The following is a 13,470-nucleotide window of genomic DNA, read 5'->3' as shown; positions in this document are numbered from 1 at the left end:
CAGCCCCGGCCTCGATCCCGCCCCGGGGGTGCCCGCTACCCTGCAGGGGTGAGTACCGACCAGACCGCAGAGCAGCCCAGCGGACCCCGCCCCACCCGTCTGACCACCGCCGCGGCGCTGGCAGCGCTGGAAGGGGCGGCGCTGGCCGCCGGGGGGCTCTACGTGATCGGCAGGGGCGTGTTCGGCGGCGACAGCCCCGGGCAGTCCGCACTGGCCGGCCTGACGCTGATCGTGCTCGCCCTCATCCCGCTGATCGCGGCCCGCGGGCTGCTGCTCCGCCGCAGCTGGAGCCGGGGCCCCGCGATCGTCACCCAGCTCATCGCGTTGCCCGTGGCATGGACACTGCTCTCCGCGCAGGGCGTGCTGATTCCGGCGGGTGCGGTGCTCGCGGTGGTGGCCCTGGCGGCGCTCGTCCTGCTGGTGAACCCGACGACGGCCAAGGCGCTGGGAATCAGGAGCGCGCGGGGGGCCTAGGGGCCTGGCCCCCCGGCTGCTGTGTCCGCTCCTCGGTGAGTGTGTCTACTCCTCGACCAGCAGGCGCTCCCGCAGCTGCGCCAGTGTCCTGGCCAGCAGCCGCGAGACATGCATCTGCGAGATCCCCACTTCCTGGGCGATCTGCGACTGCGTCATGTTCCCGAAGAACCGGAGCAGCAGAATCCGCTTCTCGCGCGGGGGCAGATCCTCCAGCAGCGGCTTGAGCGACTCGCGGTACTCGACGCCTTCGAGCGCCTCGTCCTCCGAGCCCAGGGTGTCCGCCACCGCGGGCGACTCGTCGTCCGTGTCGGGTACGTCCAGCGAGAGGGTCGAGTAGGCGTTCGCGGATTCCAGGCCCTCCAGGACCTCTTCCTCCGAGATGCCAAGCCGCTCCGCCAGCTCATGGACCGTGGGCGCCCGGCCGTGCTGCTGGGAGAGCTCCGCCGTGGCCGTGGTCAGCGACAGCCGCAGCTCCTGGAGGCGGCGCGGCACCCGGACCGCCCAGCCCTTGTCGCGGAAGTGCCGCTTGATCTCGCCGACCACCGTCGGTGTCGCGTACGTGGAGAACTCCACCCCGCGGTCCGGGTCGAACCGGTCCACCGACTTGATCAGGCCGATCGTGGCGACCTGGGTCAGATCGTCCAGCGGCTCTCCGCGGTTACGGAAGCGGCGGGCCAGATGCTCGACCAGCGGCAGATGCATCCGCACCAGCCTGTTGCGCAGTTCGGCCTTGGCGGGCGAACCGTCCGGGAGCTCGCGCAGCTCGATGAAGAGCGCCCGCGCCCCGCTGCGGTCCCGCGGGTTGTGCTGCTCGTGGTGCTCGTGATGCTCGCTCATGAGGCCCGCCTGATCCGCCGACTCCAAAAGGCCTTCCACCGGATGCGGCCGGGCCTGTTGCTCCGGGATGTCCCCCGTGCCCAGCGCCCGCGCGCCGCGCTCGTCGTCCCGCACCGGTCCGTCCCCGTTCACGCCGGTCCAGGTCCAGCGCCGCGCTGTTTGTACAGACTGATGCTGACCGTGCGGTCGTCGGCCACCGTCGACTCGACCTTGCCCGCCAGTGCCGAGAGCACCGTCCAGGCGAAGGTGTCGCGCTCCGGTGCGCGGCCGTCCGTGGTGGGTGCGGACACCGTCACTTCGAGGGAGTCCTCGATGAGACGGAACACGCAGCTCAGTACGGAGCCGGGCACGGCCTGCTGAAGCAGGATCGCGCAGGCCTCGTCGACCGCGATGCGCAGATCCTCGATCTCGTCGAGGGTGAAGTCCAAGCGTGCTGCGAGGCCGGCCGTGGCCGTACGCAGCACAGACAGGTAGGCACCCGCAGCGGGCAGCCGGACTTCCACGAAGTCCTGGGTCCCGGGCTCGCCTGCGATCTGGGACACCCTCACCTCCAAGGTGGCACAAGCTCGTTCATGGTCGGGGAAATTCTGCTCCCGCAACCGTGCGTGACATGGTCGCTTCCTGACGCCGTGACGCTATCGCGATCCATGGTTCCCTGTCGCCAGGACCCCCACCCCACGACTGTCACTCATGGTAAGCCCATGAGTACGTACGGTCGCCAGGGGTGTGCACATCCGATTGCGGCGCTGTGATTCTCCGGAATGTCCGGCGGCTCCGCGGGGTTCCCCGGGTGCTTCGGCCAACTGGAAAGACGCAGCGAACGGTTGACGTACCCAGAGTCAGACGATCGAACCGTCGACAAAGCACCACCGCCAGCTCTCTCCCGGCTCGAAACTCCGCATCACCGTGTGCCCGGTCTCCTTGAAGTGCCCGGTGGCGTGCTGGTACGGGGACGAGTCGCAGCAGCCCACGTGTCCGCACACCAGGCACAGGCGCAGCTGTACGGGATGGCTCCCGATGGCCAGGCACTCGGGACAGGTGTCACTCAACGGGACCGGCTGGGGGCGCGGCAGTTCTGCAACATGCTGGCACTCGCTCATGATTGCCAGGTTACGACGGACCAGGACCGAGGGCGGGGAGACCCCATGGACGCATTGCCGCTGGTGGCACTGGTGGCGGGCAGCGCGGCGGTGGCGGGTGTCGCACGCCGGACACCGGTGGCGGCGCCGCTGCTGCTGGTCGCGGTCGGGCTGGGCGCCGCGTATCTGCCGTGGGTGCCCGAGTACACGCTGGATCCCGGGGTCGTCCTGCCGCTGGTGCTGCCGCCGCTGCTCCACACGGCGGCCGTCGACTCCTCGTACCTGGATCTGCGGGCCAATCTGCGGCCCGTCGCGCTGCTCTCGGTCGGCTATGTGCTCTTCGCGACCGTCGCGGTGGGCTGGCTCGCCTATCTGCTCGTGCCGGATCTCCCGCTCACCGCGGCTCTGGTGCTCGGTGCGGTGATCGCGCCGCCCGACGCGGTGGCGGCCACGGCCATCGCCCGGCGCCTCGGGCTGCCCTCCCGCCTCACGACGGTCCTGCAGGGCGAATCACTCGTCAACGACGCGACCGCGATCACCGCCTACAAGGTGGCGCTCGCGGCCGCGGTCGGCGCCGGGGTCTCCTGGGCGGAGGGGTTCGGGGAATTCGCACTGGCGTCGGTCGGCGGAATCGGCGTCGGCCTGGTCCTGATGGTGCCGCTGCACTGGCTGCGTACGCATCTCAAGGAGGCGCTGCTGCAGAACACCCTCTCGCTGCTCATTCCGTTCGTCGCCTATGCGGCGGCGGAGCGGGTGCACGCTTCGGGGGTGCTCGCCGTGGTGGTCGTCGCGCTCTATCTGGGACACCGTTCCTGGCAGGTCGACTTCGCCACCCGGCTCCAGGAGGAGGCCGTTTGGAAAATGGTCTCCTTCATTCTGGAATCGACGGTCTTCGCGCTGATCGGACTGCAATTGCCCTTTGTGCTCCGGGGCCTTGGCACTTACAGCGGAGGGGAAGCCGCCTGGTATGCGGCGGCCGTTTTCGTGGTGGTCGTGGTGGTGCGCTTCGTCTGGGTCTTTCCCGCCACATTCCTGCCGCGCATGATCTCCAGCAGGATCCGGGAACGCGAACCCGATACGGACTGGACCGCGCCGGTCGTCGTCGGCTGGGCCGGAATGCGCGGGGTGGTCTCGCTCGCCATCGCCTTCTCGATCCCGCTGACCGCGCACGGTGCACCGTTCCCGGCCAGGAACCTGGTGCTCTTCCTGACCTTCACGACGGTGATCGCGACCCTGGTCGTCCAGGGGCTCTCGCTGCCGCCGCTGATCCGGCTGCTGAGGATCCCGGGCCGTGACACGCACGCCGAGACGCTCGCCGAGGCCCAGGCCCAGAACGAGGCGTCGCAGGCGGCCGAGAACCTGCTGAACTCGATGCTCGCCGACGAGGACAACGAACTCCCGGAACCGCTCGCGGACCGGCTGCGCACCGTGATGGCGCGGCGCAGGAACGCGGTCTGGGAGCGGCTCGGCACGGTGAACGAGCACACCGGCGAGAGCGCCGACGACACCTACCGGCGGCTCGCACGGGCGATGATCGGCGCCGAGCGTGAGGTCTTCGTGGAGCTGCGCGACCGGCGGAGCATCGACGACGAGCTGCTCAGGACGCTGCTGCGCAGGCTCGATCTGGAGGAGGCGGCCGCCTACCGCGAGGAGGAGGCGGGCTGACCCGTGATGACGGCGGCGATCCGGGTGCCAGGCGGGAAGGCACCTTCGGCGGCCAGCTGCGTCAGCCCGTACAGCATCTTGGCGACATAGACCCGCTCGACGCGGAGTCCGTGCAGCTCCTCGAACCCGGCGGCGAAGGCTTCGAGTTCGGGTGCCGTGCGGGCGTACCCGCCGAAGTGGAAGCGGTCGTCGAGCCGCCAGTCACCGGTCCTGGCCCCGAAAGCGGCCTGCTGGAGCGCCGCGACCTCGGTGGCGAGGAAGCCGCCCTTCAGGACGGGGAAGCCGATGGCGCGCTGGTCCGCGGTGAGGCCGGCCGCCAGTCCCGCGAGGGTGCCGCCGGTGCCGACGGCCACCGCGACGGTGTCGGCGAGCCCGTGCAGTTCCCGGCCGAGCGCGCCGCAGCCGTGCACGGCGTCGGTGTTGCTGCCGCCCTCGGGCACCACGTACATCCCGGTGGTGTCGAGACCGGCCGGTACCGCCTTGGCGCGGTAGGCCGCGCGGTCCACGAAGTACAGCCGCATACCGTCGGCCGCGCACTGCGCGAGGGAGGGGTTGAGCGGGCGGTGGGCCAGCTCGTCCCCGCGTACGACGCCGACGGTCGGGAAGCCGAGCAGCCGGCCCGCGGCGGCGGTGGCCCGCAGATGGTTGGAGTACGCGCCGCCGAAGGTCAGCACGGTCCGTCCGGCGGCTGCCGTCAGATTGGGCGCGAGTTTCCGCCATTTGTTGCCCGGCAGATCCGGGTGGATGAGGTCGTCACGTTTGAGCAGCAGCTGTACGTGGTGCCGGGCGAAGCGCTCGTCGTCGAGCGGCTCCAGCGGCGACGGCAGCAGCGGCCGCAGCGGTCGCAGCCGGTCGTGGCCGGAGACTCCAGGGGACATGGGGCCATTGTCCGTCCCCGGGGTCCGGCGCGTTGTCCGCCCCCGGAGGTCCGGGCGGACAGGGCCGGTCCGTCCGTCAGCCCGCGGCGAGCCAGAGGTCCGGGCCGAACACCTCGTAGTGGATGTCGGCGGCCCGCACGCCACCGGCCAGCAGCTGGGCCCGTACGGAGCGCATGAAGGGCAGCGGTCCGCAGAGGTACGCGCGGGTCCCCGGCGCGAGGGGCAGGACGCTCAGATCGACCAGGCCGGTGCGGTCGGCCGGGTGCCCGGGCGCGGGGTGCTCGTACCAGAAGTGTGCGGCGGCATCCGGCAGCTTCTCGGTGAGGAGGGCGTGTTCGGCGCGCAGCGCGTGATCCGCCGGGGTGCGGTCGCCGTGCACGACGGTGACCGGGGCGGGGTGCCCGGTGTCCGCGAGGTGTTCCAGCATCGCCAGCATCGGGGTGCAGCCGATTCCGGCCGACGCGAGCACGAGCGGGGCTTCCGCCGCGTCCGGGCCGATGACGAGATCGCCGTACGGGAGCGAGACCCGGAGCCGGTCGCCGGCCCGTACATGGGTGTGGAGGTGGTGCGAGACCTCGCCGTCGGGGGAGGCCGCGTGGCTGTGCGGGGAGGCGCCGTCCGGGGAGGCGCCGGCGGGGGAAGTGCGGCCGCTCACGCGCTTCACGGTGATCGAGTGGAGCTGTCCGCCGGGGGCGCCGGAGAGGCTGTACTGCCGGATCTGGCGGGCCCCGTCGGGGAGCCGGACCTGGACGGAGACGTACTGGCCGGGCCGGAAGTCCGGAGCGGGCGAGCCGTCGGCGGGGCGGAGCCGGAAGGTGGCGGTGTCGGCGGTCTCCTCGGTCCTGGACACCACGTCCCACTCGCGCCAGACGTCGCCGGCGACGGCCTGCCGCTCCGCGTAGAGCCGGGCCTCCAGGGCGATCAGGGCGTTGGCCATCAGCCAGTAGACCTCGTCCCAGGCGGCGGCGACCTCCGGCGTGACCGCGTCGCCCAGCACCTCGGCGATGGCGGCGAAGAGGTGCGTGTGCACGACGGAGTACTGGGCGGGCGTGATCCCGAGTGAGGCGTGCTTGTGGGCGATACGGCCGAGCATGACGTCGGGGCGGGTGTCCGGGTGCTCCACCAGCTGGGTGGCGAAGGCGGCGATGGAGCCGGCGAGTGCCTGCCGCTGGGCGCCGGATGCCTGGTTGCCGCGGTTGAAGAGGTCGCGCAGCAGCTCCGGGTGGGCGTCGAACAGCTTGCGGTAGAAGAGGTCGGCGATGTCCCCGATGGCCGCGCCGACGGCGGGGAGGGTGGCTCGTACGGTGGCGGTCGACGGCTCGCTGAGCATCGGTGACTCCTGGTTCCTGCTCTGGTTCCAGCTCTGGCTCTGGCTCTTGAATTGGTATGTGGGATGCGTATTTTTGGCTACGGGTGGGCTGCGGGTGGATGTGGTGGTTTGCGGTGGCTGCACCGGTTTGTGCGGGCCGGTGCCGGTCGATGCCGGTCGATGCCGTCCAGGGGCTGTGTGGGCTGTCGCCTGCGGGGTTGGCGCGGTGCCGGCGGGTCAGCCGTCGTCGGGGCGGCTGCCGATGCCGATCAGCAGCGGCCCGGTGGGGGAGGCGACCAGGTCGGCGATGGTGAGCGGATCCAGTGCCACGTAGAACGCCTCCTGTGCCCGGCTCAGGGCGCCACGCAGCAGACAGGCCGAGCGGAGCGGGCACGGGGCGGTGCCCTCGCACTCCACGACGTCGCCGGGCCCTTCGAGCTCGCGGACCAGTCCGCCGATGGAGGCGGAGCGGCCTGCTCCGGTGAGGCTGAGGCCGCCGCCGCGGCCCCGGCGCGCCTCGATCAGGCCGAGGTGCTGGAGGCGGGCGACGATCTTCGCGGCGTGGCTGTACGGCACGCTCATGGCCGCCGCGACCTCCCGGGTCGCAGGCGCCTCGCCTTCCTCCGTGACGGCGAGGCGCATCAGTACGCGCAGTGCCACGTCGGTGAATCTCGTCAGCCGCATGGGCGTCACGTTAGATAACTTGCATAGAGGATGCAAGTTATGACCGTCCTGGACAGCAAACGACAACGTGCCCAACTCAAAGCCCTATTAGTCACACTCTTTTGTGTAATGGCGCGCCGCCGGTTCCCACTGAAAGGCTCTGCAGGCACGTCAGTCGAAGATCGAAGGGGCGCCAGATGTCCGTTGGTGAAGAGGTTCGCGACACGCAGGCACCGCCGCAGCAGAGTCTGGGCACGGCAGCTGCGCGGAACCTCGCAACGACCACCAAGTCCGCACCGCAGATGCAGGAGATCACCTCACGGTGGCTGCTGAAGATGCTCCCGTGGGTTCAGGTGCAGGGTGGTACGTACCGGGTGAACCGACGGCTGAGCTACTCGGTCGGTGACGGCCGCGTGACGTTTGTGCAGACCGGCGACCGTGTCCAGGTCATCCCGGCCGAGCTCGGTGAGCTGCCGGCCCTGCGGGACTACGCGGACGAGGCGGCCCTTGCCGAACTGGCGCAGCGCTGCACTCAGCGGGAGTTCGCGGCGGGCGATGTGCTGGCCGCCGCGGGGGACAGGGCGGACCGGGTGTTCCTGCTCGCACACGGCAGGGTCCAGAAGGTCGGCACCGGGCCCTACGGGGACGAGACCGTCCTCGGTTCGCTGGCCGACGGGGCGTACTTCGGCGACCAGGCGCTGCTGGACGAGGGTGCCACCTGGGACTACACGGCCCGCGCCGACACCGCGTGTGTCGCACTTGAGCTGACCAGGGCGGACGTGCTGAACCTGGCGGAGCGCGCCGACTCGCTGCGCGAGCATCTCGCGGGGCTGACATCGCTGCCCGCACAGCGCACCAACAGCTATGGCGAAGCGGCGATCGACCTCTCGGCGGGCCATGTCGGTGAGGCGCTCGTCCCGCACACGTACGTCGACTACGAGGGCGCGCCCCGCGAGTACGAACTGAGCGTCGCCCAGACCGTGCTGAAGGTCCACAGCAGGGTCGCCGACCTCTACAACCAGCCGATGAACCAGACCGAGCACCAGCTGCGGCTCACTGTCGAGGCGCTGCGGGAGCGCCAGGAGCACGAACTGGTCAACAACCGCGAGTTCGGCCTGCTCCACAACTGCGACTACGGCCAGCGGCTCCAGCCGCACGACGGAGTGCCCAGCCCGGACGACATGGACGAACTCCTCTCGCGCCGACGCGGATCGAAGCTCTTCCTCGCCCACCCGAAGGCCATCGCCGCTTTCGGCCGCGAGTGCAACAAGCGCGGCCTCGTACCGGAGAGCGTCGACATGGGGGGCCACCATGTGCCCGCCTGGCGCGGGGTGCCGATCTTCCCGTGCAACAAGATCCCGGTCAGTGACGCCCGCACCACGTCGATCATCTGCATGAGGACCGGCGAGTCCGATCAGGGCGTCATCGGGCTCCAGCAGAGCGGTATCCCCGACGAGATCGAGCCGAGCCTGTCGGTCCGCTTCATGGGCATCGACGAGAAGGCGATCATCTCCTACCTGGTGACGGCCTACTACTCCGCGGCCGTGCTGGTGCCCGACGCCCTGGGAGTGCTGGAGAACGTCGAAGTCAGCCGCTGGCGGTGAGGCGACGCCCCGGACCGGCCGGCTCCGACGGTGCTCAGGCGCCGCGGGGACCGGTACGTCCGGGGCGTCCGTGGCGACCGAGCCGTACGCACGCCGCAGAGGAAGCGACCATGACCACGATCAGAACGGACGCCGCGACCGAGGGACATGAGGCCGCAGCGCTCCTGGAACGCACCCGCACCGTCGTCGACCCGGAACTCCGCTCCGCGCTGGAGTCCCTGCCCGGCCCCATGCGGAACATCGGGATGTACCACTTCGGCTGGGAGCAGTCGGACGGCTCGCCGACCACGGGACAGGCGGGCAAGGCGATCAGACCCGCGCTCGTTCTCGCCGCCGTCCAGGCGCTGAACGGAGATATCCGGCAGGCGGTACGGGCGGCCACCGCCGTGGAGTTGGTGCACAACTTCACCCTGCTGCACGACGACGTCATCGACCGGGATGCCACCCGGAGGCACCGGGCGACGGCCTGGACCGTCTTCGGCATACCCGACGCGGTGATAGTGGGGGACGCGATGCAGGCACTGGCTCTGCGGCTGCTCGCGGAGGACCCGCACCCCGCGGCGAAGGCGGCCACCGGGCGGCTCACGGCCTGCGTCATCGAGCTCTGCGCGGGGCAGCAGGCGGACTGCGCCTTCGAGGCCCGTGCGGAGGTCACGCTGGACGAGTGCCTGGTCATGGCCGAGGCCAAGACCGGGGCACTCCTCGGCTGCGCCTGCGCGATGGGTGCGCTCTACGCGGGCGCCGGGCCCGAAGCGGCAGCGGCGATGGACGCGTTCGGCCGGGAGGCCGGGCTCGCCTTTCAGCTGATCGACGACCTGATCGGCATCTGGGGCGAGCCGTCCCACACCGGCAAGCCGGCGGGCGCGGATCTGGCCGCCCACAAGAAGTCGCTGCCGGTGGTGGCCGCGCTGAGCTCGGGTACCGGGGCGGCGGCTGAGCTGGCGGAGCTGTACGGCGGACCGCTCGACGAGCACGGCATCAGGCGGGCCGCCGACGCGGTCGACCGGGCCGGTGGCCGGGACTGGGCGCAGGCCGAGGCGGCCGACCGGATGGCCAGAGCCGTGGGTCATCTCTCCCGCGCGGTTCCCGACCTGGCGGCGGCGGGAGGTCTGCTCTCCCTCGCGGAGTATGTGACGCGGCGCAGCCGCTGAGCCGTACCGCTGCACTGCTGTGCCGCTGCACTGCCGTACTGCTGTGCTGCCGTACCCGCGTACCCCTGTACCGCCCATGGTCCGGTCCGGCCAACTCTAGTATCACGTACGCGAGTTATCGATGGCTCATCCATCCATCGAGCGAGCGGGCACGCAAGCAAGCGAGCAACGAGCGAGCGAGCGACGTGAACGGCGAGAGAAGAGGGACCGGACCATGGGCGTGGCGATACGACAGGCGGGCGAGGCCGACCGCGAGGTGCTCGTACGGCTTCTCGATGAGGCCTTCATGCGGGACCCGGTGAGCAACTGGGTGTTCCCCGACGAGGCGCACCGCAGGGATGTGCACGGCAAGTTCCTCGGGGTCTTCATCGACGTGGCTCTCGCCGAGGGCTGGGTCGACCTCGCCGAGGACCACACGGCGATGGCTCTCTGGCTGCACATTCCGGCCGGCGAACCGGAGGAGGAGGACGACACGCCCGCCCGGATGCGGGAGGCCGCCGACCCGGACAACGAACGGGCCGAACTGGTGGGCCGGTTGACGGGTGAGCTCCATCCGCACGACCGGGCGCACGCCTACCTGCTGATGATCGGTGTGACACCGGAGCGGCAGGGCGAGGGCCTGGGCACCACGCTGATGGCCCCCGTCCTTGAGCGCTGCGACCGGGAAGGGATCCCGGCGTATCTGGAGGCGAGCAGCGCGCGCAGCCGCAGGCTGTACGAGCGGCTCGGGTTCGTGTTCACGGGCACCGCGGTCCAGCTGCCCGACGGCCCGCAGATGTGGCCGATGTGGCGTGAGCCGCGCAGCTGATCCCCCGGGCGGCTGATCCTGGGCGGCGGTACGCCGAGGCGGCGGTGCGCCGAGGCGGCGGTGCGCCGAGGGGCGGGGCTGCTCACCCGTTCGGTGGTCCGGCCGATCACTCGTACGTGCCCTCGTACGTGCGCTCGTCGGGTGGTGCGGGCGGGCGCAGTCCGGCACCTTTCGGGCCGTCAGGAAAGGGATGCCAGGCGCGAAGTGCACCAGGAACCAGTAATTCCGGACTTGATCACTCTTGGTGACGCCGGGCTGGTGGCGGCGCTACAGTCGCGCTCATGACACCACAGTCATGGGCCGGCTGGTACCGGGACAGCCATGGATCAGATGCCCTAGTGATCAGTGCCGTTGAGCGTCAACTCCGCACCCGGATCAGGGGAGTCGACTACGCCGGAGCTTCGTTCGACTCGTTCACGCCGGTGGGCGACGTACCGGAGGGGGCCGAGCCGTTGAGCGACTGCGTCCTGGAGTGGGACATGCCGCTCCCGGTCGTGGCCGGTGACAGCACGGCCCAGCAGGCCACGCTGAGCTGCCTGCTGGCCCTGCGCCGCCCGGCCACCGATCTCGGCGTGACACTGCACTACGGCGGCACGAGTTACGTATCGGGCAACGATCAGGGCGACTTCGGCGCCGCGGTCGCCCTGATCCAGCAGCAACTTCCGCCCGGTTCCACGCTCCAGGCGCCCTTCTCCGCAGCCGTCTAGGCCGTCACCGCCCCACCCGTCACCGCTCAACCCGTCACTCTCCCGTCAACCCCGGTAAGCGGCCCTCATCGGATCGGCACTCATGCTCATGTGCCGGTGAGGAGCCGCTGCTCGTTCCGTCGGAACGGCCCGCTCTCTCCTCGACCAGCCCCCCTCGGCACTCCCTCCCCTTGACGACCCGCTGGGTCATTGTTCTACTTGAATGCAAACAATGGGGGGAATGATGGAGAACGCCACAGGGGTCCCGACCACTCCCGGCCGCATCCGGCGCGCGGTAGTCGCCGGGCTGCCCTTCCTGCTCGCGTACGCCGTCGATCTGGCGGTCTTCATCCAGCTGCGGGACCGGCTGCCGCACCGTCTGGCCAGCCACTTCGGGAGCGGCGGCCGGCCCGACGACACGGCGGGGCACCTGGAGTACGTACTCGTCACCACTGGCCTGCTGATCGGCCTCGGGGTGGTCTGGATGCTGATCGCCCGCGGGGTGCGGGGCCTGATCGTCACGGGCTGGGCGCTCGCCGGCTTCATCGGTGCGCTGATGGCCGGGATCCTGTACGCCAACCTCCACACCCCGGTCGACTTCCCGTTCCGGCGGTTCGCCACCGCCGCCGGGGTGGCGGTCCTGGCGGGCGGGGCCGGCTGGTGGCTGGCCCGTTTCGTACCGGCCGTGCTGCCGCCTCCCGCCGAGGGGCCCGTCGAGCGGATCGACCTCGCGGCAGGCGAGACCGCCGGCTGGGCGCGCCACGCGGGCGCCCGCCCCCTGCTGGTGCTCGCGGTGGCCGTCGTCGTCACCGGAGTCGTCGTGCTGTCCGTCTCCGGCCCGCAGGCCGCCGTGGCCCCTGTCGTGGTCGGCCTGGTGCTGATGGCCTTCGCCAGGCCGTACGTCACCGTGGACCGCAGGGGCCTGACCATCTCCACCGGCTGGCTGCCCTGGCCGCGTATCCGGATACCACTGGACCAGGTCGAGCAGGCGACCAGCCGCGATATCGACGCCCTGAAGGACTTCGGTGGCTGGGGCTACCGTTTCCGCGCGGGCCGCTCCGGGCTGATCCTCCGGTCGGGGGAGGCCATCGTGGTCCGGCGCAGGAGCGGCCGCGACTTCGCCGTCACCGTCGACGGCTCGTCCGACGCCGCCGCACTGCTCAACACCCTGGCCGAGCGGCAGGAGAACCGCTGATGCTCTTCCGGATCGACCCGTCGTCCGCGATCCCGCTCGGGGACCAGATCGCCGCGTGTGTCCGGGGCGCCGTCGCGGACGGCCGGGTGGACGCGGGCGAGCGGCTGCCCGCCGCCCGCGTCCTCGCCGACTCGCTCGGGGTCAACGTCCATACGGTGCTGCGCGGTTACCAGCGGCTGCGCGAGGAGGGCCTGATCGAACTGCGCCGGGGGAGAGGTGCGGTGGTCGTCGGGGGGCCCTCCCGGGCGCGGGCGCGACTGCTCGTACGGGTACGGGAATTCGCCGCGGAGGCAAGGGAGCTGGGCCTCACGGACGAAGCCGTACTGGCACTCGTACGCGAGGCTCTGTAAGGCCGCGCAGCGGCGGCCCGTCGCCACTGCGGCGCCGCACATCCACTGCCGTCTGCTGGTCCCGCGCAGTCTGTCGGGCCCCGGCGGGGTCCCGTTCAAGGTCCAGCACTTACCGTCTTCCTCAGAACGGCGAATGTTCAACCACCTTGTGCGGACTACCCGTACGGCCACCCCTTGCGGTCACCTTGCACGGCTGCCCGATACCCGACGGGCAGCCCGGAACGGAGCAGCCATGAGTACCCCGAGCGATCCGGCCACCCCGGAGGCCGCCACGGCACTCTCGTCCGACACTGTCGCCGAGACCCGGCAGGACCGTCTACAGCGGGGGATGGGGATGCTCGACCGCGTCGTCGGTGAGGGCGGTCGGCAGGTCATCGACTCCCTGGCCGACATCTCACCCGACCTGGGGCATCACATCGTCGCCTGGGCCTTCGGCGACATCTACAGCAGGCCCCAGCTGGCGCTGCGTGACCGGCAGTTGGTGACCCTGGGCATGCTCACGGCCCTCGGCGGCTGCGAACCGCAGCTCGACGTCCACATCAACGCCGCGCTCAACGTCGGCCTCAGCGCGGAGGAGATCATCGAGGCGCTGCTGCACTCCGCGGTCTACTGCGGGATGCCCAAGGCGCTCAACGCCACCGCCGTGGCGAAGAAGGTGTTCGCCGAACAGGGCCTGCTCACCGAACCGGAGAAGCCCGGCGGGTCGGCGCACAGCGTTCCGGAGCAGCGTTTCCCCGGGCAGGGCGGCACCGGTAACGCATAGCGTTGGCG

The 13,470-nt window shown here is 70.8% G+C and carries 15 protein-coding genes; 9 read left to right on the top strand and 6 right to left on the bottom strand.

Annotated features, from left to right (window positions below):
- The first annotated feature begins 48 nt into the window (after nucleotides 1–48).
- Nucleotides 49–474, top strand: coding sequence for a hypothetical protein (locus OG210_RS07340; protein WP_328331297.1), 426 nt, complete (start codon nucleotides 49–51; stop codon nucleotides 472–474).
- A gap of 45 nt (nucleotides 475–519) precedes the next feature.
- On the opposite strand, the gene OG210_RS07335 is transcribed toward OG210_RS07340, so the two are convergent.
- The 3 genes from OG210_RS07335 to OG210_RS07325 form a co-directional block, all read right to left on the bottom strand.
- Nucleotides 520–1,443, bottom strand: coding sequence for an RNA polymerase sigma factor SigF (locus tag OG210_RS07335; RefSeq protein WP_371535369.1), 924 nt, complete (start codon nucleotides 1,441–1,443; stop codon nucleotides 520–522).
- On the bottom strand, nucleotides 1,440–1,853 hold the full coding sequence (locus tag OG210_RS07330; protein WP_164265750.1) for an anti-sigma regulatory factor: 414 nt from the start codon (nucleotides 1,851–1,853) through the stop codon (nucleotides 1,440–1,442). Before OG210_RS07330 ends, OG210_RS07335 begins: the two co-directional genes overlap by 4 nt.
- 297 nt (nucleotides 1,854–2,150) lie before the next feature.
- Nucleotides 2,151–2,411: a UBP-type zinc finger domain-containing protein gene (locus tag OG210_RS07325; RefSeq protein WP_328331298.1), complete on the bottom strand. Its 261-nt coding sequence runs from the start codon at nucleotides 2,409–2,411 to the stop codon at nucleotides 2,151–2,153.
- 45 nt (nucleotides 2,412–2,456) lie between these two features.
- Here OG210_RS07325 and OG210_RS07320 point away from each other — a divergent pair, with 45 nt between their 5' ends.
- Nucleotides 2,457–4,055, top strand: coding sequence for a Na+/H+ antiporter (locus OG210_RS07320; protein ID WP_328331299.1), 1,599 nt, complete (start codon nucleotides 2,457–2,459; stop codon nucleotides 4,053–4,055).
- Here OG210_RS07320 and OG210_RS07315 read toward each other — a convergent pair.
- The 3 genes from OG210_RS07315 to OG210_RS07305 all read right to left on the bottom strand — a co-directional run bounded on the left by OG210_RS07315 (nucleotide 4,031) and on the right by OG210_RS07305 (nucleotide 6,926).
- Entirely contained in the window at nucleotides 4,031–4,933 is a 903-nt protein-coding gene (locus OG210_RS07315; protein WP_328331300.1) for a pyridoxal-phosphate dependent enzyme, read from the bottom strand. The two genes, OG210_RS07320 and OG210_RS07315, sit on opposite strands and share 25 nt — an antisense overlap.
- Nucleotides 4,934–5,009: 76 nt before the next feature.
- Nucleotides 5,010–6,263, bottom strand: a complete 1,254-nt coding sequence (locus tag OG210_RS07310) for a globin domain-containing protein (protein WP_328331302.1) — start codon at nucleotides 6,261–6,263, stop codon at nucleotides 5,010–5,012.
- A gap of 216 nt (nucleotides 6,264–6,479) precedes the next feature.
- Complete coding sequence (locus OG210_RS07305; RefSeq protein WP_328331304.1) at nucleotides 6,480–6,926, bottom strand: Rrf2 family transcriptional regulator; 447 nt, start codon at nucleotides 6,924–6,926, stop codon at nucleotides 6,480–6,482.
- Between the two features lie 176 nt (nucleotides 6,927–7,102).
- Here OG210_RS07305 and OG210_RS07300 point away from each other — a divergent pair, with 176 nt between their 5' ends.
- The 7 genes from OG210_RS07300 (at nucleotide 7,103) to OG210_RS07270 (ending at nucleotide 13,462) form a co-directional block, all read left to right on the top strand.
- A complete protein-coding gene (locus OG210_RS07300; protein WP_328331306.1) occupies nucleotides 7,103–8,509 on the top strand; it encodes a family 2B encapsulin nanocompartment shell protein in 1,407 nt (468 codons plus the stop codon).
- 110 nt (nucleotides 8,510–8,619) lie between these two features.
- Nucleotides 8,620–9,660, top strand: a complete 1,041-nt coding sequence (locus OG210_RS07295; RefSeq protein ID WP_328331308.1) for a family 2 encapsulin nanocompartment cargo protein polyprenyl transferase — start codon at nucleotides 8,620–8,622, stop codon at nucleotides 9,658–9,660.
- 214 nt (nucleotides 9,661–9,874) lie between these two features.
- Nucleotides 9,875–10,468 carry a GNAT family N-acetyltransferase gene (locus OG210_RS07290; RefSeq protein ID WP_328331310.1) on the top strand — a complete coding sequence of 198 codons (594 nt, stop codon included), beginning with the start codon at nucleotides 9,875–9,877 and terminating at the stop codon, nucleotides 10,466–10,468.
- Nucleotides 10,469–10,749: 281 nt separating this feature from the next.
- Nucleotides 10,750–11,175, top strand: a complete 426-nt coding sequence (locus tag OG210_RS07285) for a DUF6304 family protein (RefSeq protein WP_328331312.1) — start codon at nucleotides 10,750–10,752, stop codon at nucleotides 11,173–11,175.
- A 220-nt stretch (nucleotides 11,176–11,395) separates the two neighbouring features.
- Nucleotides 11,396–12,349 carry a DUF1648 domain-containing protein gene (locus tag OG210_RS07280; protein ID WP_328331314.1) on the top strand — a complete coding sequence of 318 codons (954 nt, stop codon included), beginning with the start codon at nucleotides 11,396–11,398 and terminating at the stop codon, nucleotides 12,347–12,349.
- Entirely contained in the window at nucleotides 12,349–12,699 is a 351-nt protein-coding gene (locus tag OG210_RS07275) for a GntR family transcriptional regulator (protein WP_328331316.1), read from the top strand. The genes OG210_RS07280 and OG210_RS07275 overlap by 1 nt, the downstream gene beginning before the upstream one ends.
- 328 nt (nucleotides 12,700–13,027) lie before the next feature.
- Entirely contained in the window at nucleotides 13,028–13,462 is a 435-nt protein-coding gene (locus tag OG210_RS07270) for a carboxymuconolactone decarboxylase family protein (protein WP_328335606.1), read from the top strand.
- The last annotated feature ends 8 nt before the right edge of the window (nucleotides 13,463–13,470 follow it).

This window comes from Streptomyces sp. NBC_00466 (assembly GCF_041433995.1).
In the GTDB taxonomy this organism is placed as follows: domain Bacteria; phylum Actinomycetota; class Actinomycetes; order Streptomycetales; family Streptomycetaceae; genus Streptomyces.
Note: the sequence above shows the minus strand (reverse complement) of the source record. Positions and strands in the feature narration are given on the sequence as shown.

Bases quoted from the DNA above. Each gene is read 5' to 3' on its own strand.
- OG210_RS07325 (WP_328331298.1), bottom strand. From the start codon at position 2,411: ATGAGCGAGTGCCAGCATGTTGCAGAACTGCCGCGCCCCCAGCCGGTC.
- OG210_RS07320 (WP_328331299.1), top strand. From the start codon at position 2,457: ATGGACGCATTGCCGCTGGTGGCACTGGTGGCGGGCAGCGCGGCGGTG.
- OG210_RS07315 (WP_328331300.1), bottom strand. From the start codon at position 4,933: ATGTCCCCTGGAGTCTCCGGCCACGACCGGCTGCGACCGCTGCGGCCG.
- OG210_RS07310 (WP_328331302.1), bottom strand. From the start codon at position 6,263: ATGCTCAGCGAGCCGTCGACCGCCACCGTACGAGCCACCCTCCCCGCC.
- OG210_RS07305 (WP_328331304.1), bottom strand. From the start codon at position 6,926: ATGCGGCTGACGAGATTCACCGACGTGGCACTGCGCGTACTGATGCGC.
- OG210_RS07300 (WP_328331306.1), top strand. From the start codon at position 7,103: ATGTCCGTTGGTGAAGAGGTTCGCGACACGCAGGCACCGCCGCAGCAG.
- OG210_RS07295 (WP_328331308.1), top strand. From the start codon at position 8,620: ATGACCACGATCAGAACGGACGCCGCGACCGAGGGACATGAGGCCGCA.
- OG210_RS07290 (WP_328331310.1), top strand. From the start codon at position 9,875: ATGGGCGTGGCGATACGACAGGCGGGCGAGGCCGACCGCGAGGTGCTC.
- OG210_RS07285 (WP_328331312.1), top strand. From the start codon at position 10,750: ATGACACCACAGTCATGGGCCGGCTGGTACCGGGACAGCCATGGATCA.
- OG210_RS07280 (WP_328331314.1), top strand. From the start codon at position 11,396: ATGATGGAGAACGCCACAGGGGTCCCGACCACTCCCGGCCGCATCCGG.
- OG210_RS07275 (WP_328331316.1), top strand. From the start codon at position 12,349: ATGCTCTTCCGGATCGACCCGTCGTCCGCGATCCCGCTCGGGGACCAG.
- OG210_RS07270 (WP_328335606.1), top strand. From the start codon at position 13,028: ATGGGGATGCTCGACCGCGTCGTCGGTGAGGGCGGTCGGCAGGTCATC.